20 protein-coding genes and 1 pseudogene are annotated in these 24,927 nt (G+C 60.6%); 10 read left to right on the top strand and 11 right to left on the bottom strand.

What is annotated here, in order from left to right; all coding sequences use genetic code 11:
* Positions 1-22 precede the first annotated feature (22 nt).
* From AD668_RS05265 to edd, 9 genes are all read right to left on the bottom strand, one after another.
* Positions 23-1,183: an ABC transporter ATP-binding protein gene (locus tag AD668_RS05265; RefSeq protein ID WP_053155401.1), complete on the bottom strand. Its 1,161-nt coding sequence runs from the start codon at positions 1,181-1,183 to the stop codon at positions 23-25.
* 3 nt (positions 1,184-1,186) lie between these two features.
* Positions 1,187-2,032: a carbohydrate ABC transporter permease gene (locus AD668_RS05260; protein WP_053155400.1), complete on the bottom strand. Its 846-nt coding sequence runs from the start codon at positions 2,030-2,032 to the stop codon at positions 1,187-1,189.
* Positions 2,025-2,933 carry a carbohydrate ABC transporter permease gene (locus AD668_RS05255; RefSeq protein WP_008032969.1) on the bottom strand — a complete coding sequence of 303 codons (909 nt, stop codon included), beginning with the start codon at positions 2,931-2,933 and terminating at the stop codon, positions 2,025-2,027. The genes AD668_RS05260 and AD668_RS05255 overlap by 8 nt, the downstream gene beginning before the upstream one ends.
* A 175-nt stretch (positions 2,934-3,108) precedes the next feature.
* Positions 3,109-4,407, bottom strand: coding sequence for an ABC transporter substrate-binding protein (locus tag AD668_RS05250; protein ID WP_053155398.1), 1,299 nt, complete (start codon positions 4,405-4,407; stop codon positions 3,109-3,111).
* A gap of 118 nt (positions 4,408-4,525) precedes the next feature.
* Positions 4,526-5,785, bottom strand: coding sequence for an AGE family epimerase/isomerase (locus AD668_RS05245; RefSeq protein ID WP_053155396.1), 1,260 nt, complete (start codon positions 5,783-5,785; stop codon positions 4,526-4,528).
* A gap of 182 nt (positions 5,786-5,967) precedes the next feature.
* Positions 5,968-7,437 (bottom strand): ATP-binding protein, encoded by a 1,470-nt coding sequence (locus AD668_RS05240; RefSeq protein WP_053155393.1) that lies wholly within the window; start codon positions 7,435-7,437, stop codon positions 5,968-5,970.
* Entirely contained in the window at positions 7,427-8,158 is a 732-nt protein-coding gene (locus AD668_RS05235) for a response regulator (RefSeq protein ID WP_053155390.1), read from the bottom strand. Before AD668_RS05235 ends, AD668_RS05240 begins: the two co-directional genes overlap by 11 nt.
* 173 nt (positions 8,159-8,331) lie before the next feature.
* The gene (locus AD668_RS05230; protein ID WP_053155389.1) at positions 8,332-9,282 is read right to left on the bottom strand and encodes a glucokinase; all 951 of its coding nucleotides are present in this window, start codon (positions 9,280-9,282) and stop codon (positions 8,332-8,334) included.
* Positions 9,279-11,105, bottom strand: a complete 1,827-nt coding sequence (edd, locus tag AD668_RS05225) for a phosphogluconate dehydratase (protein WP_053155388.1) — start codon at positions 11,103-11,105, stop codon at positions 9,279-9,281. The genes AD668_RS05230 and edd overlap by 4 nt, the downstream gene beginning before the upstream one ends.
* Positions 11,106-11,325: 220 nt before the next feature.
* Here edd and gap point away from each other — a divergent pair, with 220 nt between their 5' ends.
* The 10 genes and pseudogenes from gap (at position 11,326) to AD668_RS05180 (ending at position 22,405) form a co-directional block, all read left to right on the top strand.
* On the top strand, positions 11,326-12,327 hold the full coding sequence (gap, locus tag AD668_RS05220; RefSeq protein WP_053155386.1) for a type I glyceraldehyde-3-phosphate dehydrogenase: 1,002 nt from the start codon (positions 11,326-11,328) through the stop codon (positions 12,325-12,327).
* A 135-nt stretch (positions 12,328-12,462) separates the two neighbouring features.
* Positions 12,463-12,927 carry a methylglyoxal synthase gene (locus tag AD668_RS05215; RefSeq protein ID WP_053155385.1) on the top strand — a complete coding sequence of 155 codons (465 nt, stop codon included), beginning with the start codon at positions 12,463-12,465 and terminating at the stop codon, positions 12,925-12,927.
* A 77-nt stretch (positions 12,928-13,004) separates the two neighbouring features.
* Complete coding sequence (locus AD668_RS05210) at positions 13,005-13,523, top strand: RNA polymerase sigma factor (protein ID WP_053155383.1); 519 nt, start codon at positions 13,005-13,007, stop codon at positions 13,521-13,523.
* Positions 13,524-13,638: 115 nt separating this feature from the next.
* Positions 13,639-14,604, top strand: coding sequence for a FecR domain-containing protein (locus AD668_RS05205; RefSeq protein ID WP_053155382.1), 966 nt, complete (start codon positions 13,639-13,641; stop codon positions 14,602-14,604).
* Positions 14,605-14,726: 122 nt separating this feature from the next.
* Entirely contained in the window at positions 14,727-17,291 is a 2,565-nt protein-coding gene (locus AD668_RS05200; RefSeq protein WP_053155380.1) for a TonB-dependent receptor, read from the top strand.
* A 113-nt stretch (positions 17,292-17,404) separates the two neighbouring features.
* A complete protein-coding gene (locus AD668_RS05195; protein WP_053155378.1) occupies positions 17,405-18,007 on the top strand; it encodes a biliverdin-producing heme oxygenase in 603 nt (200 codons plus the stop codon).
* A gap of 153 nt (positions 18,008-18,160) precedes the next feature.
* Entirely contained in the window at positions 18,161-18,550 is a 390-nt protein-coding gene (locus tag AD668_RS05190; RefSeq protein WP_053155376.1) for a YbaN family protein, read from the top strand.
* Positions 18,551-18,686: 136 nt separating this feature from the next.
* Positions 18,687-19,985, top strand: a pseudogene (locus AD668_RS30275) (chemotaxis protein); the annotation flags it as partial.
* 150 nt (positions 19,986-20,135) lie between these two features.
* A complete protein-coding gene (locus AD668_RS30270; RefSeq protein WP_371259762.1) occupies positions 20,136-20,891 on the top strand; it encodes a methyl-accepting chemotaxis protein in 756 nt (251 codons plus the stop codon).
* A gap of 167 nt (positions 20,892-21,058) precedes the next feature.
* Entirely contained in the window at positions 21,059-22,405 is a 1,347-nt protein-coding gene (locus AD668_RS05180) for a CoA transferase (RefSeq protein WP_053155372.1), read from the top strand.
* A gap of 123 nt (positions 22,406-22,528) precedes the next feature.
* On the opposite strand, the gene AD668_RS05175 is transcribed toward AD668_RS05180, so the two are convergent.
* Both AD668_RS05175 and arcD read right to left on the bottom strand, forming a co-directional pair.
* Entirely contained in the window at positions 22,529-23,392 is an 864-nt protein-coding gene (locus AD668_RS05175; RefSeq protein WP_053155370.1) for a DNA-3-methyladenine glycosylase, read from the bottom strand.
* Positions 23,389-24,816, bottom strand: a complete 1,428-nt coding sequence (gene arcD / locus AD668_RS05170) for an arginine-ornithine antiporter (RefSeq protein ID WP_053155368.1) — start codon at positions 24,814-24,816, stop codon at positions 23,389-23,391. The genes AD668_RS05175 and arcD overlap by 4 nt, the downstream gene beginning before the upstream one ends.
* Between the last annotated feature and the right edge of the window lie 111 nt (positions 24,817-24,927).

Below are 24,927 nucleotides of genomic sequence, written 5' to 3'. Positions count from 1 at the left end.
CTCGCTCCTACAGTTTTGTTCTTCAGCGGCCTTTGAATTGGGCGACGTTGTCAGCGTGCAATTCGGTTTTCGCTACGCCAGCAACCCCCAGACGCTCACCCGTTTTGGCATCGAACAGCAGCACTTTTGCCGGATCGAATTGCAACGTCAGGGTCTCGCCCACCTGCGGCGCCACATCGGGCGCCAGACGACAGCAAACCTTGGTGCCGTTGAGGTTGACGAACACCAGCGTGTCGGGACCGGTCGGTTCGGTGACCTGGACTTCGGCGCGAATAGTCGGCAAACCATTGGCTTCACCGTTTGCCAGCACGATCTGCTCCGGGCGCATGCCGAGTATCACTTCGCGGTCTTCGAGACCGGCGTCCTGCATGCCCAGCGGCAACTCGCAACGGGCCTGGCCGCTGTCGAGCAACGCCAGCAGACGACCGTCCTTGCGCTGCAAACGCAGGGGGATGAAGTTCATCGGCGGCGAGCCGATGAAGCTCGCCACGAACAGGTTCGCCGGGTTGTTGTAGATGTCTTTCGGCGTGCCGAACTGCTGGATGATCCCGTCCTTCATCACCGCCACTTTGTCGCCCAGGGTCATGGCTTCGATCTGGTCGTGGGTCACGTAGACCGTGGTGGTTTTCAGGCGCTGGTGCATCAGTTTCATTTCGGTGCGCATCTCGACCCGCAGCTTGGCGTCGAGGTTGGACAGCGGTTCGTCGAACAGATAAATCTTTGGCCGACGCGCCAGGGCACGGCCCATCGCCACACGCTGTTGCTGTCCACCGGAGAGTTGGCCCGGCTTGCGGCTGAGCAGGTGTTCGATCTGCAACAGTTTGGAAACCCGAGCGACTTCTTCGTCGATGTCCGCGGTCGGCATTTTGCGAATCTTCAGGCCGAAGGCGATGTTGTCGCGCACGCTCATGGTCGGGTACAGCGCGTAGGACTGGAACACCATGGCGATGTCGCGATCTTTCGGGCTCATGCCGCTGATGTCGGCGTCGTCCACCAGAATCGCGCCGCCGCTGATGGTTTCCAGGCCGGCAATGCAATTCATCAACGTCGATTTACCGCAGCCCGACGGGCCGACCAGGATCAGGAATTCCCCGTCATTGATCTTCAGTTCGATGTTTTTGAGGGTGTCCGGCAAACCGGCGCCGTAGGTCTTGTTGACGTTGCGTAATTCGAGAGTTGCCATGTTCTACCCCTTGACCGCGCCGGACGTCAGCCCACGCAGGAAATACTTGCCAGCGAATATGTAGACCAGCAGTGTCGGCAGCCCGGCGATCATCGCGGCGGCCATATCAACGTTGTATTCCTTGGCCCCGGTGCTGGTGTTGACCAGGTTGTTCAGGGCCACGGTAATCGGCTGGGCGTCGCCACTGGCGAAGACCACGCCGAACAGGAAGTCATTCCAGATCTGGGTGAACTGCCAGATCAGGCAGACCATCACGATCGGGATCGACATCGGCAGCAGGATTTTCCAGAAGATCGTGAAGAAGCCCGCGCCATCTAGCCTTGCGGCCTTGACCAGCGCATCCGGAATGCTCACGTAGTAGTTGCGGAAGAACAGCGTGGTGAACGCCAGCCCGTAGACCACGTGCACCAGCACCAGGCCGGTGGTGGTGTTGGCCAGGCCGAACTTGCCGAGGGTGAACGAGGCCGGCAGCAGCACGGTCTGGAACGGCAGGAAGCAACCGAACAGCAGCAAACCGAAGAACAGTTGCGAACCACGGAAGCGCCACATCGACAATACGTAGCCGTTCATGGCGCCGACGAAGGTTGAAATCAGCACCGCCGGTACGGTGATTTTCACCGAGTTCCAGAAGTAGCCGCCGACCACGTCCCAGGCCTTGATCCAGCCGATGCCGTCAATCACGGTCGGCCAGCTCAGCAGGTTGCCGGTGCGGATGTCTTCCGGGGATTTGAAGCTGGTCAGCAGCATCACGATCAGCGGGATCAGGTACACCGCAGCGGCCAGCAGCAACGTGGCGTAAATGGCGATGCGGCTGAAGCTGACACCACGCTTTGCGAATTGATCAGTCATGGCGTTTGCCTCGCAGCTCGGAGTACAGATACGGCACGAGGATGGTCAGCACGGCACCGAGCATGAGCATGGCGCTGGCCGAACCGATGCCCATTTGGCCACGGCTGAAGGTGAAGGAATACATGAACATCGCCGGCAGATCGGACGAGTAGCCGGGACCGCCTGCGGTCATCGCCGCGACCAGGTCGAAGCTCTTGATCGCAATGTGCGCCAGGATCATGAAGGCACTGAAGAACACCGGGCGCAGGCTCGGTAACACGATCTTCAGGTAGATGGTCGGCAAGCTCGCGCCATCGACCTGCGCGGCACGAATGATCGACTGATCGACACCGCGCAGACCGGCAAGGAACATCGCCATGACAAACCCGGAGGCTTGCCACACGGCAGCAATCACCAGACAGTAGACAACGCGATCCTGATCCACCAGCCAGTCGAGACGGAAGCCTTCCCAGCCCCAGTCACGCAGCATCTTGTCCAGACCCAGGCCAGGGTTGAGCAGCCACTTCCACGCCGTACCGGTGACGATCATCGACAGCGCCATCGGGTACAGGTAGACGGTGCGGATGAAGCCTTCCTTGCGAATGCGCTGGTCGAGCAGCACCGCGAGGAAGACGCCCAGCACCAAACTGATGCCGATGAACATGCCGCCGAACAGCGCGAGATTCTTGCTCGCGACCCACCAGCGGTCGTTGTCCATCAGGCGCATGTATTGCTGCAGGCCGACCCACTTGTAGCTCGGCATGAAGCTGGAATTGGTGAAGGACAGAATGAACGTCCAGATGATGTAACCGTAGAAACCAACCAACACGATCAGCATGCTCGGCGCCAGTACCAACTTGGGTAGCCAGCGTTGCAGCGCATCGAACGGTGAGGCTTTGCTGAAAACCGCCACAGAGCTCATCGGGATAATCCAGTGTTAGAAATGAAGATCAAACCTGTAGGAGCCGGCTTGCTGGCGACACGGGCGACACGGGCGACACGGTGTGTCAGGTACACCGCTATCGCCAGCAAGCCGGCTCCTACAATTGGCAGATCATCGATAGATGCCGCAGGCCTGGCCTGCGGCGGCCGTGGTTTTACTGGGCAGCTTTGACAGCCGACGCCAGTTGGGCGCTGGCCTTGGCCGGGTCTGCGTCCTTGTCGTTCATGAAGTTGGTGACCACGTCGAAAATCGCGCCCTGCACCGCCAGCGAAGTGGCCATGTTGTGCGCCATGCTCGGTTGCAGACCACCGGACTTGTCGTCCGCGATGAAGTCGTTCGCCGACTTCTGGGCGCACTCGTCGAAGCCGAGCTTGTCCATTTCCTTCAGCATGTCGTTACGTACCGGGATCGAGCCCTTGTTCATGCTGAAGACTTTCTGGAAGTCGGTGCCCAATGCGACCTTGGCCAGGTCCTGCTGGGCAGCGATGTCGCCCTTGCGATCAGCCTTGAGCTTGAACACCGCCAGGGAGTCGATGTTGTAAGTGAAGGCTTTTTCGGTGCCTGGGAACGGCACGCACTGGTAGTCCTTGCCCGGGACTTTTTTCGCGGCGGTCCACTCGCTTTTCGCCCAGTCGCCCATCATCTGCATGCCGGCCTTGCCGCTGATGACGTCGGCAGCGGCGATGTTCCAGTCACGACCGGCGCGGTTCGGGTCCATGTAGCCGGTGATTTTTTTCAGCTCGGTGAACGACTGGGTCATTTGCGGGCCGGACAGGGTTTTCTGGTCCAGATCGACCAGGGCTTTCTTGTAGCCGTCAGCACCCATGACCGACAACACGATGTCTTCAAACACGGTGCTGTCCTGCCAAGGCTGACCGCCGTGGGCGAGCGCGATGAAGCCGGCGGCTTTGAGCTTGTCGCCGGCGGCATAGAATTCTTCGAGGGTGGTCGGGGCTTTTTCGATCCCGGCTTTCTTGAACACTTGCGGGTTGATCCACAGCCAGTTGACGCGGTGAATGTTCACCGGCACGGCCACGTAATCACCTTCGTACTTCACGGTGTCGGAGACTTTCTTCGACAGCAGGCCGTCCCAGTTTTCCGCTTTGGAAACGTCTTTCAACGCATCGGTGCTGAGCAGGCCAGTGCTGCCCCACTCCTGGATGTCCGGCCCTTTGATTTGTGCAACGCCCGGCGGGTTACCGGCCACGGCGCGGCTCTTGAGCACGGTCATGGCCGTGGAACCGCCACCACCGGCGACTGCGCCATCCTTCCAGGTGAAGCCGTCTTTTTCGACTTGGGCCTTGAGGACATCAACCGCTGCTTTCTCGCCACCGGAGGTCCACCAATGCACAACTTCCACGGAACCTTTGGGTTCGGCAGCCAGGACACTGAGAGGGAGCGCAGACAGGGAAGCGAGAGAAATGACAGTAGCGAGGCGAGAAATCGCATTCATCTAGGAGTACCTTTCTTGTTGTTATGCGTTGCAAGTCTGGTGCTTGCGCTGCATAGGATTTTAAACAGGGGATATCCCCTCGCAGGTAACGAAGGGATGCGCGAATGTCACCGCATGGTTACATAGAAGCGCTCTGGGACGACTGCGCCAGCGCGCTGGCCATACTCGGCGCCAGGGGCAGGCGCGGAATCAGCACGGCTTGCCAGGCGTGGTAAAGGTCCGGTTTTCCGGCCCAGATGTCGGCGCTCGGGCGGTTCAAGGGATCGAGTTCATGGTGCCAACTGCCCTCGCAACGGTCGATGAAATGACTGTCACAGAATTCCCAGAATAGCCGGTACCAATGTTCGTACTGCGCGTCGCCGGTTCGCTTGAGCAAGGCGCTGGCGGCGGCGCTGGCTTCGCAATGAGTCCAGTGCAGACGATGGCGAACCACCGCGCGATTGTCCCAATCGAGGGTGTAGACAATGCCCGGCGCGCCGTCGACATCCCAACCATGGAGGCAATTGTGCTCGAAGAGTTTTTGCGCGTCGGTGACCAGCCAGCCCGGCGTGAGCATGCCGGCTCGTACCCGTGCCGCTTCGAGGTGCAGCACCAGCCGTGCCCATTCGAAACCATGGCCTGGTGTGGTGCCATAAGGACGGAAACCGTCAGCCGGGTTGTCGTGGTTGTACTCGCGCAGCGGCTGCCAATCGCGGTCAAAATGCTCGATCACCAGGTAGTCGTTGGCGGCGGCGTGATTGTGGATCACCCGCTCGACGATGCGTTGGGCGCGACCCAACCAGCGGTTGTCGTCGGTGACATCGGCCAGGGCGAGGAAGGCTTCGGTGGCGTGCATGTTGCTGTTGGCGCCGCGATAGGCTTCTTCGCAACTCCAGTCGCGGTTGAAGGATTCGCGCATGGCGCCCTCCTCCTCGCTCCAGAAATACGTGTCGATTATGTCAAGCGCATCATCGAGCAAGGCCTGCGCGCCGGGGCGTTGCGCGACCACCGCAGAACTGGCGGCCAGCGCGACGAAAGCGTGCAGATAGGCGTTCTTGCCGGTGTTGCCATCGCGATGCTCGGCGCTCGCGAACCAGCCACCGTGCACGGCATCGCGCAGTGGTCCGCGCAAGGCATGGATACCGTGATCGACCAGTTCGGCAAAACCCGGCAGCCCTTGAATGTGAGCCATGGCAAAGCTGTGGGTCATGCGTGCGGTGTTCATGGTTTCGGCTTGGGCGTCGGGGGGCAGATGACCGCGCTCGTCGAGATTTCCGAAACCTTCAGGCAGCTTTGAAGCCTTGGCAAATGCCAGTAGTCGCAGGCCTTCAGCGGCGAGCCATTGCTGATGGGCGGGTGCGTTCAGCCAACTGCTGAAGGCGGGTTGAGAGGAGTCCATGGGGTGCCTTTTTTGTTGTTATGACTGAGGGGCAGTCTAAACAACGGGCGGTGGCGGGCTTGTAACGAAGGGGGCATGGTTTGTCACCGTTCGGTGACAAAGCAAGATCAAAAGATCGCAGCCTTCGGCAGCTCCTACATTTGTCGGCGTAGGAGCTGCCGAAGGCTGCGATCTTTTGACTTTTAATCCGCCGAGCGCGGCAGCTGCAACGTCACCCGCAGCCCACCTTCACGCAAATTCTGCAAAGTGACCTCACCACCATGGCTATGGGCAATGTTGCGCGCAATCCCCAGCCCCAACCCATAACCCTGCTGCTGCCCGGCCAGGCGGAAGTGCGGCTCGAACACCTGCTCCAGCCGCTGCTCCGGAACCCCCGGTCCTTCGTCGTCGACATGCAGCACAAAGGCGCTGTCATCATCATCGATATGCAGATGCGCGTTCTGCCCGTACTTCAGCGCATTGTCGATCAGGTTGCCGATGCAACGCTTGAGCGCCAGCGGCTTGCCGGGATACGCGGCCAGTGCACGTCCCTGCTGGGTCACGCGGCCGTTGCCGTTCGGCGCCAGGTACGGTTCCACCAGACAGTCGAGTACGTGATTGAGATCCACCGGCTCGATGTTTTCATGGATGTCAGTGTCTTTCACGCATTGCAGCGCGCCTTTGACCAACAACTCCAGCTCATCCAGATCGCGGCCGAACTTGGTTTGCAGTTGTTCGTCTTCAAGCAATTCGACACGCAATCGCAGCCGGGTGATCGGCGTTCGCAGATCGTGAGAAATCGCGCTGAATAACTGGCTGCGCTCGGTCAGGTAGCGGCTGATGCGTTCACGCATGGTGTTGAAGGCGCGACCGACTTCGACCACTTCACTGCCACCGCCTTCGGCCACCGGTTCGACGTCGGCACCCAGTGACAAATCTCGTGCAGCCCGCGCCAGACGCTTGAGTGGTCGACTCTGCCAATGCACCAACAGGCCAATGAACAACAACAGGAAACCGCTGGTGAGTACGATGAACCACACCTGCTGCGCAGGCAGGCCTTGCTCTTCAAGGCTGGTGTAGGGCTCGGGCAACAGCGACGCGATGTACAACCACTCACCCGGGGCCATCTGGATCTGCGTGACCAGCACCGGCGGGTTCACCGGCTCCAGGGTCAATGCATAGTGCGCCCACGAACGTGGCAGCTCATCGAGTTTGAGACCGCCGTTGAAGATTCGCAGGTCTTCGGGGCTGACGAAGGTGACCGAAATATCCGTGTCATGCCCCAGGGACGCACGCAGCACTTCATCCACCGCTTTGATGACCGCCGCTTTTCGCGGGGTCACGGGCAACACTTCCATGCCCAGGGGCTTGTCGTTCAGCGTCACCACGAACCGGGTGCCGCCCATGCTGCGCAACTGATCGAGCACCAAAGGCCGATAAGCCACCGGTAACGATCGGAAATAACTGACGCTGGCGGTCATCGAATGGGCCAGGCTGCGGGCACTGGTGACCAGGCCTTCCAGTTGCGTGGCGCGCAGTTGCGAGACCCAGATCACGCTCGATAACGCCTGCGCGAACAGCACCGCAAGCAGCGTCAGCAGCAACATTCGCCCCAGCAGCGAACGTGGCACCGGCACCCTCGCCGCAAGCTTGCGCAAGGACTCAGTGACCATTGCTGGCAACCACACTGGCTGCCAGTTGGTAGCCACTGCCGCGTACGGTGCGGATCAGCCGAGGTGGTTTCTCGGTGTCGCGCAGACGTTGGCGCAAACGGCTGACCGCCATGTCGACGATGCGGTCGAGCGGCATCAGGTCCCGCCCACGGGTGGCGTTGCCGATGGTGTCGCGGTCGAGGATTTGCTGCGGGTGATCGAGAAAGAGTTTGAGCAGGGCGAAATCGGCGCCGGAGAGAATCACCTCTTCACCATCGGTGTGGAACAGCCGATGGCTGACCATGTCCAGGCGCCAGTCATCGAAGGCCAGCACTTCACCGCCGCTGCGTTCCTGACCGAACTGCGCGCGACGCAGCAACGCCTTGATCCGCGCCTGCAACTCACGCGGGCTGAACGGTTTGCCGAGGTAGTCGTCGGCCCCAAGCTCAAGACCGATCACCCGGTCGGCTTCATCGGAACTGGCGGTGAGCATGATGATTGGCACTTGCGCCCGACGGGGATGTTGACGAATCCAGCGACACAAGCTGAAGCCGTCTTCGTCGGGCAGCATCACATCAAGGATCACCAGATCGCTCGGCGCCTCGTTCAGGGCCTGGCGAAAGCCGGCGCCATCGGGCGTGGTGCGCACCTGGAAACCGGCGCGGGTCAGGTAGGTGTCCAGCAACTCGCGTATCTCTTGATCGTCATCGACCAACAAAATCGACTTGTTGACTGAGCTCACGGGGCGGCGTCCTTGTTTTTTGAATTGGGCGGATTATGCCTTAAGCACCTTGAATAGTTGTTGCCTGTCCTGGCCCCATCGCTGGCAAGCCAGCTCCTACAGAGTTCGTACCAAACGCAAGAACACCACAAACCTGTAGGAGCTGGCTTGCCAGCGATGAAGGCAACTCGATCTCAAGCCTGTTCGAGCGCTACACCGGCACCAACAAGACCCGAGTACGGCGCTGTCACCAGCCACACCGGAATCCCCTTGAAGTAATCGCTCATACAACCCTTGTCGGCGAAGCAGCGGGCGAAACCGCTTTCGAGGAAGAAATCGGCAAACCGCGGAATCACTCCGCCAACAATGTACACACCACCGCGTCCACCGCTGGTCAGTACGTTGTTGCCGGCCACGCGACCGAGCCAGCAGCAGAACTGCTCAAGCACTTCCACAGCAATAGGGTCACCCGCCAACCCGGCAGCGGTAATGGCTTGCGGTGTGTCGAGCACGGGCGTGTGCCCATCCACCGCACAGATCGCCCGATAAACACGTGGCAAGCCGCCGCCGCTCAGTGCGGTTTCAGCACTGACGTGTCCGATTTCATTGGAGATGTGCTGCCATAGCTGGGTTTCACGCGGGCTGCTCAAGGGCAGATCAACATGACCACCCTCACCCGGCAGCGCGGCAAAACGCCCTTCGCCGAGATCGAGCAAGGTGCCAACGCCCAAGCCAGTGCCCGGTCCGATCACCACCGCCGGGCGCAACGGCTCCGGCGTGCCTTCGCAGACCATGCGGAATTCGCCGGGCTGCAAACGGGTCATGCCCAACGCCATGGCCGAGAAGTCGTTGACCAGCAACAGCTGATCGACCTGCAAGGTCTGGCAGAACCCCTTGCGGCTCAGACGCCAGTGATTGTTGGTGAACTTGAATTCGTCGCCGCTCACGGGGCCGGCCACCGACAGGCAGACCGAACCGATTGAACCCGGCGCAAGGCCCAGCCCATTCAGATAGAGGCTGATTGCCTCTTCCGGGCTGGAAAAATCGGCCGTTGCCAGCACCTGGACCGATTCCAGCTGCTGGTTTTTCCACAACGCGAAACGTGCGTTGGTCCCACCGATGTCACCGACCAAAGCCAGTTTCAATTAAGCGTCTCCAGGGCAGAAGTGAAGGCGCTGGCGCCCTGCTCCGCCGAGCTGAAGGCCATGCGCATGAAACCAAACAGCTCGCGACCGGTGCCGATGTTGTTACCCAACAGGCCCTTGGCCGGCGTGCGCGCTGCGAATTCTTCGGCGTCCACCTTAAGCTCCAGGGTGCCTTTGACGCCATCGACGCGGATGATATCGCCCTCTTGCACCCGCGCCAAAGCGCCACCGACATAAGCTTCGGGGCTGACGTGAATCGCCGCCGGGATTTTGCCCGAGGCGCCGGACATGCGCCCGTCAGTCACCAGTGCGACCTTGAAGCCGCGATCCTGCAACACACCGAGGAAAGGCGTCATTTTGTGCAATTCCGGCATGCCATTCGAGCGCGGGCCCTGGAAGCGCATCACTGCGACAAAATCCTTCTCCAGCAAACCTGCCTTGAACGCATCAGCCAGATCCTGCTGATCCTGGAACACCATGGCCGGTGCTTCGACGATCTGGTTTTCCAGGGCCACGGCCGAAACTTTCATGACACCGCGACCGAGGTTACCTTCCATCACCCGCAGGCCGCCCTCAGGCGAGAACGCACGAGCAACCGGACGCAGGATGCTTTCATCGAGGCTTTCGGTCACGCCTTCACGCCAGACCAGTTCGCCGTTATCGAGGAACGGTTCCATGGTGTAACGGCTCAGGCCATGGCCGAGCACGGTGTTGACGTTTTCGTGGAGCAGCCCGGCATCCAACAATTCGCGAATCAGGAACGACATGCCGCCCGCCGCCTGGAAGTGGTTGATATCAGCCTTGCCGTTCGGGTAGACGTGGCTCAGGGTCGGCACGACTTCGGAGAGGTCGGCCATGTCCTGCCAGGTCAGCTGAATGCCCGCCGCCATGGCAATCGCCGGCATGTGCAGGGTGTGGTTGGTCGAGCCGCCAGTGGCATGCAGGGCCACGATGGAGTTGACCAGCGAACGCTCGTCGACGATTTCGCCGATTGGCATGTAGTCGCCATTTTGCTTGGTCAGGCGCGTGACCTGATGCGCCGCTTCGCGGGTCAGGGCATCGCGCAACGGTGTGTTCGGGTTGACGAAAGAGGCGCCCGGCAAATGCAGGCCCATGACTTCCATCAGCAACTGGTTGGTGTTGGCGGTGCCATAGAAGGTGCAGGTGCCGGGGCTGTGATAGGAGTTCATTTCCGATTCCAGCAACTCTTCGCGGCTGGCCTTGCCTTCGGCGTAGCGCTGGCGCACGTCAGCTTTCTGCTTGTTGGAAATGCCCGAAACCATCGGACCGCCTGGCACAAAGATCATCGGCAGGTGACCGAAACGCAACGCGCCCATCATCAGGCCCGGCACGATCTTGTCGCAGATGCCGAGCATCAGCGCCCCGTCAAACATGTTGTGGGACAGCGCCACCGCTGTGGACAACGCGATCACTTCACGGCTCGGCAGGCTCAGTTCCATGCCCGGCTCGCCTTGAGTCACGCCATCGCACATGGCTGGCGTGCCACCGGCGAACTGGCCGACGGAGCCGATTTCACGCAGGGCTTTTTTGATCTGTTCAGGGAAGACTTCGTACGGCTGGTGCGCCGAGAGCATGTCGTTATATGACGAAACAATCGCAATGTTCGCGGAGTTCATCATCCGCAGGCTGTTCTTGTCGTCGCTGCCGCACCCGGCCACGCCGTGGGCGAAGTTGGCGCATTGCAGTTTGCCGCGCATCGGACCGTCGCTGGCCGCACCGCGAATCAATGCAAGGTAAGCCTCACGCGTGGCGCGGCTGCGGGCGATAAGCCGTTCGGTGACCTCAAGGACGCGGGGATGCATGTGTAGAACTCCAGGCTAACGGATGTGGCGACCTGATTGTCTATGCTGATCAAAGGCCGGTGTCGATGGAATGACAGACGGTTTTCTTGATCGGTCGGACCAGTTGATTCAGGTCACTCGTTGTAGATTGAACAAAATATTGCCATTAAAAAGGCTTGTTTTCTATTTTTTTGCGAATAATCTTGTAATTCCAACAACAAAACGACGGTAGCGCAGACAAATGACTCTTCGAATCGCAATCAATGGCTTTGGCCGCATCGGCCGTAACGTTCTGCGCGCACTCTATACCCAGGGCTACCGTCAGGATTTGCAGATTGTCGCCATCAACGACTTGGGCGACAGCGCAATGAACGCACACTTACTCAAATTCGACACTGTTCATGGCACGTTCGACGCCGATGTACAGCACGACGAGGAAAGCCTGACGGTCAACGGCGACCGCATTGCCGTCAGCGCGATTCGCAACCCGGCCGACTTGCCCTGGGCCGCGGAAAAAATTGATGTCGTGTTCGAATGTACCGGCCTGTTCACCGACCGCGCCAAGGCCGCGGCGCATATTACGGCCGGCGCACGCAAAGTGATCATCTCGGCGCCCGCCAAAGGCGCCGACGCCACGGTGGTGTACGGCGTGAACCACGACATTCTGCGCCAGTCGCACCAGATTATTTCCAACGCTTCGTGCACCACCAACTGCCTGGCCCCGGTAGCCCAGGTGCTGCACCGCGAGCTGGGCATCGAAAGCGGTCTGATGACCACGATCCACGCCTACACCAACGACCAGAATCTGACTGACGTTTACCACACCGATCCGTACCGTGCCCGTTCGGCCACCCAGAACATGATCCCGAGCAAGACCGGTGCTGCCGAAGCCGTCGGCCTGGTGCTGCCGGAACTGGCGGGCAAGCTCACTGGCATGGCGGTGCGCGTTCCGGTGATCAATGTGTCGCTGGTGGATCTGACTGTGCAGCTCAAGCGCGAAGCGTCGGCCGAGGAAGTCAACGCGCTGATGAAAGAAGCCAGCCAGCATTCGAAAATCCTCGGCTACAACACCCTGCCGCTGGTCTCCAGCGACTTCAACCATAACCCGCTGTCATCGATCTTCGACGCCAACCACACCAAGTCCAGCGGCAAGCTGCTCAAGGTGCTGGCCTGGTACGACAACGAATGGGGCTTCTCCAACCGCATGCTCGATAACTGCCTGGCGCTGTGCAACGCGGAATAATTCTGCGTCTGCAAAATTGCTATCGCCAGCAAGCCGGCTCCTACAACAATCGTATACGACTCAACCTTGTAGGAGCCGGCTTGCTGGCGATAGCGTCCTCAGAATCACCCTCGCAAATCGCCTGTGGAACCATCCATGATCGGCATCAGCTTTACGCAAAAGACCCTGGCTGCGCGCAAGCGTATCGCCTTGGTCGCCCACGACCACTGCAAGGTGTTTTTGCTCGACTGGGCCGCACGGCACAAAGACACACTGGCGCAACACGAGCTGGTCGCCACCGGAACCACAGGGTTGTTGTTGCAACAACGTCTCGACCTGCCAGTGCAAAGCATGATCAGCGGCCCATTGGGCGGTGACCAACAACTCGGCGCGCAAATCGCCGAGCAACGGGTCGACATGCTGGTGTTTTTCTGGGACCCCTTCGAACCGCAACCACACGACCCGGACATCAAGGCGTTGTTGCGGGTTGCTGCGGTCTGGAACATCCCGGTGGCCTGCAATGAATGCAGCGCCGATTATCTGCTCAGCAGCCCGATGATGAAGCAGTCGCACACCCATCGAATTCCGGATTACGCGACTTATTTGCAAGCCCGCGTGTAAACCTTCACAAATCAGTACTTGACCATTCGAGTAGATGATAAGCATTATCATTCGCTCGAAATGGATCAGGTCCTCCCGTGAGTCAATCGCGTTTCAACGACGTCTTCATCACCCAGCGGGTCTCTCTGCTGCGTACGCTGGAGCGAATGGTCAACAATCACAGCACCGCCGAAGACCTCCTGCAGGAAACCTACCTGCGGGTGACCCGGGCGCTCAGTGAGCGGACCATCGATCATCTCGAACCCTTCGTGTTCCAGACGGCCCGCAACCTGGCGCTGGACCATTTGCGTGCGCGGCGCATTCATTCGCGCACGATGGTCGACGACGTCCCTGAAGAGGTTATGCACAGCGTCGCCGCCCCTACCAGCAGCGCCGAAGACGCTGCCCATGCCGAACAACTGCTGGAGCGCCTGAACGTGAGTCTCGGAGAACTCAGCAGCCGGCAGCAGCGGATTTTCATCCTCAGCCGCCTGCACGGGCACAGCTATCAGGAAATCGCTGACGAATTGGGCGTGTCCCTCAGCACCGTGCAAAAAGAACTCAAACTGATCATGTCGATCTGCATCGGTGTCGCTGACCGCTTGAATGCGGATTGAGGCTGCCGCTCACACCCTCTCCGACTGCACTGATTACCGGGCTTTGATACCCTTGGCCCACTTTTTACGCTTCACTAAAAAAAACAGCCGTGCACTGACACGCCGAGGAAACACCGTGACGGACAACCACCGCTCCCCTGCGCCTTCACCGGCACAGGACGCCGCCACTGCAATGGACCAGGCCCTGGACTGGCTCATCGTGCTCGGTTGTCCTGACGAGGAGCAGACCCGTCAGTTCCACGCATGGCTCGATGCCGACCCGCTAAATGCCCAGGCGTTCGCCAAGGCCCAGGCGATCTGGGACGGCCCGCAAGTGGCGCAGTGTGCGCAAAGCCTGGCGGCGCGTGCGCCGAAAGTCACCGTCCTCACGCGCTTGCGTCCGCACTGGAAACCGCTGGCCACTGCCGCCGTGCTGATCCTCGGACTGCTCAGCTTCAGCAACCTGCCGATGCGCCTGCAAGCTGATCACCTGACCGTTGTTGGCGAGCGCCAGCGCCTGCAACTGGAGGACGGCTCGAAAGTCCTGCTCAATACCAACTCGGCGTTTTCCAGCACCATCAACGACCAACAGCGCGTGGCCCGCCTGTATCAGGGCGAGGCGTTTTTCGAAGTGCAGGCCAATCTCGGCCAACCGCTGGAAATCGACGCCGGCCCGGTCAAGGCCAGTGTCCGCGACACGGCGTTTGCCGTGCGTTACCTCGACGGTGTGGCACAGGTGCGGGTGCAGCGCGGCAATGTCGACTTGCGCGCCACCCGTGATGACGCGCGGGTGCGTTTGTCCGCCGGGGAAAGTATCCGCATCGGCCCCAACGGCTTCGACCGGACGGCCAAACTCGATGCCGCCACTGACCTGGCGTGGGTCCAGGGCCGGCTGGTGTTTGAAAACTGCCCGTTGAACCAGGTGCTGGCCGAGCTTCGTCGGTATTACCCGGGCTGGATCATCAACAACAACGAGCAACTGGCCGATGTCGCCGTAACCGGCAACTATCGCCTTGATCAACCGCTGGACGTGGTTCGCTCCCTGGCCCACATCACCTCGGCACGGCTCCAGGAATTCCCGGCACTGGTCATCCTCAACTGAATGAGAATTATTTTTACTCGATAGCCAAATCCCGTACGTCTCGTTATAGCCAATGCAATTGATTCGCATCTCACCATGCCGATCAGCACCTATAAAGATTCGTGCGACACGGAGCGCTATCGATGTCCTCTCGCCTTACCCGCCCAGCCTCTTCACCTTCCCGCGTGCTGTCGTTGCTGACTGCGGCCATCCTGATGGCCGGCGCTGCACCGCTGATGGCCGCCACCGCCGCCGAACAGTCAAGCCGCAAAATGGGCGATTACGCGTTCGCCATTCCCCAGCAGTCGTTGGTATCGGCGCTCAATGCCTTTACCGCTGTGACCGGCTGGCAGGTCGGCGTGTCGTCGGAGCTGGCACAAGGTGTGTCCTCGCCGGGTGTGCGCGGGTCGTTGCCGCCGGAGAAAGCGCTGGATCGCCTGTTGGTGGGAACCAACCTGAGCTATCGCAAACTGGGCAACAACAGCATCGTCCTGGAAAAACGCACCACCAACAGCGCGCTCAATCTTGATCAGGTGACCATCAGCGCCACCCGTAACGAACAGGACGTCAACAGCGTGCCGAGCACGGTCTCGGTCTACACGCGCGAAGATCTGGACCGCAACAACGTCAATACGATCAAGGAACTGGTGCGCTACGAGCCCGGTGTTTCGGTCGGTGGCGCTGGTCAGCGTTCCGGCATCAGCGGCTACAACATTCGCGGCATCGATGGCGACCGCGTCCTGACCCAGATCGACGGTGTGCAAGTACCCGACGGCTTCTTCAACGGCCCGTACGCCCAGACCAACCGCAACTACGTCGACCCGGAAATCGTCAAGCGCGTGGAAATCCTCCGCGGTCCGGCCTCGGTGCTGTACGGCAGCAACGCGATTGGCGGTGCTGTCAGCTACTACACGCTGGACCCGGATGACATCATCAAACCCGGCAAGGATGTCGGCGCACGCCTGAAGACCGGCTACAGCTCTGCCGATGACAGCTGGCTGACATCCGGCACCGTCGCCGGCCGCACTGGCGAGTTCGATGGCCTGTTGCACCTCAGCCAGCGCAATGGTCATGAAACAGAATCCTACGGCGAAACCGGCGGTACTGGCCTGAACCGCACCGAGGCCAACCCGGAAGATGTGCGCACCACCAACGTGCTGGCCAAACTGGGCTGGAACTATGCCGACGACGCTCGCCTGGGCTTGACCTACGAGCATTACAAGGACGACCGCGACACCAATCAATTGAGCGCGGTGGGCGGCCCGTTCAACGCCGGACGCGGTTTCGGTTTCTACAAGTCCCGCACCGGCAACGATACGATCACCCGCGAACGTTTTGGCATCGAGCACAGCTTCGGCCTGGACAGCGCACTGGCTGACAACATCAAGTGGTCGTTGAACTACCAGATCGCCAAGACCGACCAGAGCACCGAGGAAATCTATGCGCCGTCGCGCACTGTGCTGCGTAACCGCGACACCACCTACAAGGATCGCCAATGGGTATTCGACGCCCAGGCTGACAAGTCGTTTGCCGTCGCCGACACCGAGCACTTCGTCACCTATGGCACCACCATCAAGCAGGACAAAGTCACTGGCCTGCGCACCGGTTCCGGCACCTGTCTGACCGTGGCCGGCGCCTGTCGTGTCATCGGTGCCCCGAGCGCCGCCGACACCCTCACACCGGCCAGTGACTTTCCGGACCCAACCATCAACAGCTACGCCCTGTTCGCCCAGGATCAGATCAGCTGGGGCAACTGGACGTTCCTGCCCGGTGCTCGCTATGACTACACCGAACTCAAGCCACACATCACCGACGAGTTCCTCGCGACCGCCGACCAGAGCCGCAATGGTGAGGTGAGCGACGAGACCAAAACCTGGCATCGCCTGTCGCCGAAATTCGGCACCACCTACAGCTTCAACGACCATTACACCTGGTACGGCCAATACGCCGAAGGCTTCCGCACCCCGACCGCCAAGGCCTTGTACGGTCGCTTCGAAAACCTGTCCGGCGGCTATCAGGTCGCGCCCAATCCGGACCTCGAGCCGGAAAAGAGCAAGAGCTACGAGACCGGTCTGCGCGGCAACTTCGAGCAGGGCTCGTTTGATGTGGCAGTGTTCTACAACAAGTACCGCGACTTCATCGACGAGAACGCCATCACGCCCGGTTACAGCGAGACCACGTTCCAGAGCAACAACATCAAGCACGCCACCATCAAGGGAGCGGAGATCAAGGGCCGTCTGAACCTCGACTCCTTCGGTGCACCACAAGGCCTGTACACCCAAGGCTCGGTGGCCTACGCCTACGGCCGCAACGACGACAGCGGCGAGCCGCTCAACAGTGTCAATCCGCTGACCGGCGTGTTCGGCCTGGGTTATGACCAGGACAACTATGGCGGTGTGCTCAACTGGACCCTGGTGAAGAAGAAGGATCGCGTCGACAGCACCAGTTTCAAAACCCCGGATGGCACCAGCACCCAGTTCAAGACACCGGGCTTCGGCATTCTCGACCTGAGCGCGTTCTACAAGGTGACCGACGATGTGACCGTCAGCGGCGGCGTCTACAACCTGACCGACAAGAAATACTGGCTGTGGGATGACGTGCGCGGCTACGACAGCGTCGGCGAAGCTTCGGTAACACAACCGGCCAACCTTGATCGCCTGACTCAGCCGGGTCGCAACTTCGCGGTCAACCTGATCTGGGACATCTGATTCGGGTCGCCTCGCCGGGTGATTTCATGAAGTCACCCGGCAGGAATTTTTACTGTCAGGTGCCTTTCTGTTCGTCTCGTTACCAAGCGCCTCTTCTTTTCCAAGGATTTGCCATGAATACCCAGGACACTGCTCAACGCCCCAACCTGCGTTCGCAACGCTTGAACCAGATCACCCACGAGCCGCATACCAAGCTCGATGCTCTGGTCAAAGCCCATGCACCGTTCGAAACCCAGGCCAATTTCGCCCGTTTCGTGGTGGCGCAGTACCTGTTCCAGGCGGAACTGGTGTCGCTGTACAACGATGCCGAACTGACCGCCATTGTCCCGGACCTGCCGGCCCGCTGCCGCGCCGACGCCGCCAAGGCTGACCTGGCGGACCTCGACACCGAAGTTCCGACGCCGGTTGCCGGCGCGTTGAGCAACCCGACCAAGGCCGAAGCCCTGGGCTGGATTTTCGTCTCTGAAGGTTCCAAGCTCGGCGCGGCGTTCCTGATCAAGCGCGCCGTGGGCCTGGGCCTGAGCGAAACCTTCGGGGCCCGTCACCTGGGCGAACCGGCCGGTGGTCGCGCTGAAGGCTGGAAGAGCTTCGTCAAAACCCTCGACGGCCTGGCGTTCTCTGCCCAGGAAGAAGCCGACGTGGAAAAAGGCGCCATCGACGCGTTCAACCGCTTCACTGTGTTGCTGGAACAGGCTTACGCTACCGAAGTAGCCTGACCCATCCCCTGTAGGAGCGAGCTTGCTCGCGAAGCGGAGTGCCAGACTATTCAAATGTTGAATGTTTGACCGCCATCGCGAGCAAGCTCGCTCCTACAGGGGACGCCGCCAGTCTGTTAGATTTCGATCCGCCTCACGTGCTGTCTTGAGCCCATGCCCGCCTCCTCCAAACTCTCCCGCTTCCTCTTCGGCCTGCTGGCCTACGTCAGCCTGGGCATCGGCCTGATTGCCATCGTCATCCCCGGCCTGCCCACCACTGAATTCATCCTGCTGGCCGCCTGGGCCGCCACCCGCAGTTCGCCGCGCTTGAGCGCCTGGCTGGAAAACCACCGACTGTTCGGTCCCATCCTCTTCAATTGGCGCAACGGCAAGATCATCGCTCGCCGGGCAAAAATCAGCGCCACTGTCAGCATGCTGTTATGCGCAAGTCTCATGCTGGTGATGCTCGATCCAGGCTGGCCGATCTACCTGGCGATTGCCGGGATGGCCCTGGGCAACCTGTGGATCTGGACACGCCCTGAATCCTCGTCGCAACCGTCCTGAACCTGCCCGCGATTTACTCCCGTTTTTCATCCGATCTTCGCGATATTCTTCCGCGCAAACGTTCAATCAATACCGTTCGTCGGGTGCCTCCTCATGCAACCTCCTCGCCGCGCCGATGTGTATTGAATGGCGCTAAATGGATTTAGCGTGTCGAGCCGCAAGGGCTCACAGCCAACATTTCATCCATTCGCGAGCTCGCCCTATGTTCGACTCACTGTCCATCCGCCTGAAAATCGTCCTGCTGTCCGGTCTGTGCCTGCTAGGTGTAGTCGCTTTGATAGTCGGCATGAATATCTACCAGACCAATCAGAACGATGATCTGGTCAGCGATTCCAGCAGCAGAATGCTCACCGCCAGCGTGCAGGACCTGCTTCAGGCCAAGGCGGCCGAGCAAGCGGTGCGGGTACAGAAGACGTTCGGTGAAACCCTGACGGTGGTGACCGCCCTTGCCGATCAGATCATGGACATGCGCACCCTGGCCGCCAAGCGCTCACTTGAACCCGGCGCTCTGCGTGAAGAGTTGAACCACAGTCTGAAGACCGCCTTCGAGCGCAACAGCAAAGTCCTGGGGATCTGGCTGGCGTTCGAACCCAACGGCCTGGACGGTAAAGACAGCGAGTTCGTCGATGACGCGGCGCGCCAGTCCAACGAGTCCGGTCGCTTCGCGACCTACTTCAGCCGTGCCGGTGGTGAAACGCTGAACACGATCATGGTCGAAGAGGACATGACCAAAACCACCCTGAACCTCAGCGGTACGCCGTACAACGTCTGGTACACCTGCCCGCGGGACAGCAAGCGCATTTGCTTGCTCGACCCGTACGCCGACACCGTCGGCAACAAGGAAATGTTGATGACCACCATTTCCGTGCCGCTGCTGGTAGACGGCAAGTCCATCGGCGTGGTCGGCGTCGACATCGCCCTGGACGCATTGCAAGCGGCGGCAGTCGACTCTCAACGTGAGCTGTTCAACAGCGCCGGGCACATGCTGATCGTTTCCGGCACGGGCGTGATGGCCGCCTACAGCGTCGATGCGACAAAGGTCGGCAAGAGCATCGGCGATACCCTCGGCGCGGACGGCAAAGACGTCCTGCAATTGCTCGGCAGTGGCGCGCCAAGAGTGCTCCAGCAAGGCGACCTGATCCGCGCGGTGTACCCCGTCAGCCCGATTGCCGATGCCAAGGCCTGGGCCGTGGTGATCGACCTGCCAAGGCAAGTGCTGCTGGCCGACTCGGTCAAGCTGCAAGCGGTGCTCGACAACGCCCAGCAAAGCGGTACGATCAAAGCCCTGCTGGTAGCGGTGATTGCCGGTGTGGTTGGCCTGTTGCTGATGTGGCTTACCGCCTCGGGCGTGACCCGGCCGATCAACAGCGTGGCGCAAATGCTCAAGGCGATTGCCAGCGGTGACGGCGACCTGACTCAGCGCCTGCACTACAACAAAAGGGATGAACTGGGCGAACTGGTCAGCTGGTTCAACCGCTTCCTCGACAAGCTGCAACCGACCATCGCGCAGATCAAGCAAAGCATCACCGATGCCCGCGGCACGGCCGATCAGTCATCCGAGATCGCCCGCCAGACCAGCGAAGGCATGCAGGTGCAGTTCCGCGAAATCGACCAGGTCGCCACCGCGTCCAACGAAATGAGTGCCACCGCCCACGACGTCGCCAACAGCGCCTCGAACGCGGCCAATGCCGCCAAAGGTGCCGATCAGTCGGCCCGCGACGGCATGCAGATCATCGAGCGCAGCACCCGCGACATCAATCAACTGGCCGACGAAGTCAGCAAGGCGGTGACCGAAGTCGAAGCGTTGGCGGTGAACAGCGAGCAGATCGGCTCGGTGCTGGAAGTGATCCGCAGCATCGCCGAGCAAACCAACCTGCTCGCGCTCAACGCCGCGATTGAAGCCGCCCGCGCCGGTGAAAGCGGTCGCGGCTTTGCGGTGGTGGCCGATGAAGTACGCAACCTGGCCAAGCGCACCCAGGACTCGGTGGAGGAAATCCGCTTGGTAATCGAGCGCATCCAGAGCGGCACACGCGGTGTTGTCGCGACCATGCACTCGAGCCAGACCCAGGCCCACAGCAACGCCGGGCAGATCCAGCAAGCGGTGCAGGCCTTGGGCAAAATCAGCGACGCCGTGACCGTGATCAGCGACATGAACCTGCAAATCGCCAGTGCCGCCGAGCAACAAAGCGCTGTGGCCGAAGAGGTCAACCGTAACGTCTCGGCGATCCGTACCGTCACCGAAACCCTGACCGGCCAGGCCACTGAGTCGGCGCAGATCAGCAGCCAGCTCAACGCCCTGACTACCCAGCAGATGAAATTGATGGACCAGTTCCGCGTGTAATCGAGATTCCCCTTGTAGGAGCGAGCTTGCTCGCGATAGCTGACTGACCTGCAATGCAGATGTCACCTGATCCACCGCTATCGCGAGCAAGCTCGCTCCTACAGGGGATTTCATCTGGCCTGAAGGTTTTTGATCTAAGATCTGGCTCTCGCTTCGGAGGGCCTTCGATGACTGATCTGCTAACGCCCATTCAAGCCGCACTCGGCTTGCCCCACACCCCGATCCCGTTCACCTCCAGCGGCGCCCTGCCCTCGGCATTTGCCGTCACCGAACTGGCCTGCGCCAGCATCGCCGCTGCCGGTCAGGCGGTCAGCGAATTGCTGCACCAACAAACCGCACGCTTGCCGGACCTTGAAGTCGACCGGCGCTTGGCGTCCTTCTGGTTCTCGACATCGATCCGTCCAGCCGGTTGGAGTGTTCCGCCGATGTGGGATCCGGTCGCCGGTGACTACGCCGCACTTGATGGCTGGATTCGCCTGCACACCAACGCCCCCCATCACCGTGCCGCGGCTGAACGCGTGCTCGGCACCTGCGCCGACCGTGCAACGATGGCAGGCAAAGTGGCGCAATGGGCCAAAAGCGATCTGGAGCAGGCTGTTGTCGAGGCCGGCGGCTGTGCCGCCGAGATGCGCAGCCGTGATCAATGGCAGGCACACCCGCAAGGCATCGCAGTCAACGCAGATCCGTTGATTGAGTTCACCCGCAACCACAGCCAACGCGTCAAGCCGTGGCAGGGTTCGGTTGCTCGACCATTGGCTGGCATCAAGGTGCTGGATTTGACCCGAGTGCTGGCAGGGCCCATCGCCAGTCGGTTTCTGGCCGGCCTCGGCGCCAACGTGTTGCGCATCGACCCACCGACCTGGGATGAGCCGGGTGTTGTGCCCGAAGTCACCCTGGGCAAACGCTGTGCGCGTCTCGACCTTCACGACAAGACGGATCGAGCCGTGTTCGAAGGTTTGCTGATGGACGCCGACATTCTGCTCCATGGCTACCGCGCCGATGCACTGGAACGCCTGGGGTATGGTGCGGCTTACAGACAGCAGTTGACCCCCGGCCTGATCGACGTCTGCCTCAATGCCTACGGCTGGAGCGGCCCGTGGCAAGACCGTCGCGGCTTCGACAGTCTGGTGCAGATGAGCAGTGGCATTGCGCAGGCGGGTATGGGCTGGAAGCAGGCGGACAAACCGACGCCACTACCGGTGCAAGCCCTCGATCACGCCACCGGGTATTTGATGGCGGCCAGTGTGATCCGCTTGTTGGCTGAACGTTTGAGTGGCGGCCATGGTGGTTCAGCGCGTTTGTCTTTGGCGCGAACGGCAAAGTTGTTGATCGAGGCCGGGACCGGGTCCGATGAGCCATTGCGGGAGGAGGATCAAAAGGATCAGGGAATGGAGGTCGAGCAGACACCATGGGGGCCGGCGTATCGATTGCGGGTTGCGCTGAAGATCAATGGAACACCGTTGCAGTGGTCATTGCCGGCGACGCAATTGGGTTCTCACCACGCTCAGTGGTGATGCCCGAATTGTCTTCGCCGGCAAGCCGGCTCCTACAGTTGTCCGCACACGTCCCGCGATTATTTGCAGGAGCTGGCTTGCCAGCGAAAGCGCCTGACCGTTCACCACAGATCCGGAATCAGCTCAGTCCACCCGACTCAACGCTGTCCACAACAACTGCGCCGCATACCCTCGATAAGGCCGCCACGCCTCGGCACGCGACAACAGTTGCCGAGCCGTCACCGGCCCACCTTCCAGCGCCGCCAACGCATTGATCAACCCCACATCGCCATTGGGAAAACCATCCATGTCCCGCAATTGGCGCAAGGCGATGTACTGCGACGTCCAGTCCCCGATCCCGTGCAGGGCCAGCAATCGCGCCACGCCGCTTTCCCGCCCGGGCTCAAACAATCGGGGATCATCGAGCAATGCCTGCGCCACGTCCGACAACGTCCGGCCGCGACTTTTCGGCATGCCCAACGCGGCCAGATCCGCCCCGGCCAACACCTCGGCCGTCGGGAACACATGAGTCACACTCGGCAGCGACGAACGCAGCGGCACGCCGTACTGCGCGAGCAATTTGCCAGCCAGTTTGATCGCCGCCACCACCGTAATCTGCTGCCCCAGTACCGCACGGATCGCCAGTTCCAAACCATCCCACGCACCCGGCACCCGCAACCCCGGACGCTCGGCGATCAATCGCGCCATTAGCGGATCAACCGCCAGGCGTCGATGGATTGCCTTCAAGTCCGCATCCATATCGAACATCCTGCGCACCCGCGCGACGATCTCAGGCGTGGCGGCCGGGTTGGGGAAATCCAGGGTCAGTTCAAGTGAATCCGCCGTTGCAGGCTGGATCGAAAACATGCCGTGCACGCCGCTCAGGCCGATGCTGCGCGAGTAGACACCATCGACCACCGTCTCCAGGCCGGCAATCGCCCGCACCGACAGGAATCCCGAGATTGCCGCCCAGTCATAAGGCGGCGTGTACGCCAGCAACAACTTCATAGACTCAGCAACCCGCTGTACAACCCATACGCCGCCAGCCCGGCCCCGCTGATCACGCAGGTAAAAACGCCCTTCTCCGCCAACGTGAACAGTGGCTTGCCCTGCTCATGCCGGGCTTTGGCAAACAGGATCACGCCAGGGGCATACAGCAATGCCGAAAGCAGCAGATATTTCAGGCCACCGGCGTACAGCAACCACACCGCGTAACCCAGGGCGATGGCACCTATCAGCAGATCCTTGGAACGCTCGGCCGGTGAGTTCTCGTAGGTTTCGCCCCGCCCGCTCAACAACACCGCATACGCCGCCGACCACAAATACGGCACCAGAATCATTGATGAGGCGAGGTAAATCAGGCTGGTGTAAGTTCCAGCGGAAAACAGCGTGATCAGCAAAAACAGCTGGATCATCAGATTGGTCATCCACAGCGCGTTGACCGGCACATGGTTGGCGTTCTCCTTGGTCAGAAACGCCGGCATGGTCTGGTCTTTGGCCGTGGCAAAAAGGATCTCGGCGCACAACAGCGCCCAGGACAACAAGGCACCGAGCAACGAGATCGCGAGGCCGACGCTGATCAGCACCGCACCCCACGGACCGACGATATGTTCCAGCACCGAGGCTAGCGACGGGTTCTGCAGTTTCGCCAGTTCGGGCTGGGTCATGATCCCCAGCGACAACACGTTCACCAACACCAACAGCGCCAGCACCCCGAGAAACCCGATGACCGTCGCGCGGCCTACGTCCGAGCGTTTCTCCGCGCGGGCCGAATACACACTGGCGCCTTCGATGCCGATAAACACGAACACGGTGACCAGCATCATGTGCCGCACCTGATCCATCACACTGCCGAATTGCGGATTGCCATGCCCCCAGATATCCCGCGTGAAGATGTCAGCCTTGAACGCCACGGCGGCAATCACGATAAACATGATCAACGGCACGATTTTGGCCACCGTGGTCACCTGGTTGATGAACGCCGCCTCCTTGATGCCGCGCATCACCACAAAATGCACGGTCCACAACAGCACCGAGGCGCAACCGATGGCAACGGGTGTGTTGCCCTGACCAAACACCGGAAAGAAATAGCCCAGGGTACTGAACAGCAAGACGAAATAGCCGACGTTGCCCAGCCACGCACTGATCCAGTAGCCCCAGGCTGAGGAAAAACCCATGTAGTCGCCGAACCCGGCCTTGGCGTAAGCGTACACGCCGGACTCCAGCTCGGGCTTGCGATTGGCCAGGGTCTGGAACACGAACGCCAGCGTCAGCATGCCCACCGCCGTAATCGCCCAACCGATCATGATTGCTCCGGCATCGGCCTGAACCGCCATGTTCTGCGGCAGAGAAAAGATCCCGCCGCCGATCATCGATCCCACCACCAGCGCGATCAGGGCGTTCAGACGAAGTTTTTGCGGCGCTTGCGACATTGTGCGTCTCCGGGAGGCATCAGGGTGACGTGGGATCGTGTGAAGCGTAATAACGATTATTGAATAACGCCAATCGAAGGCGTCTTACTTGCACAAATCGGCTATATAAAC

The sequence above is a fragment of the Pseudomonas sp. P1.8 genome (assembly GCF_001269805.1).
In the GTDB taxonomy this organism is placed as follows: Bacteria; Pseudomonadota; Gammaproteobacteria; order Pseudomonadales; family Pseudomonadaceae; genus Aquipseudomonas.
This window is presented reverse-complemented; position numbering and strand designations above follow the sequence as displayed.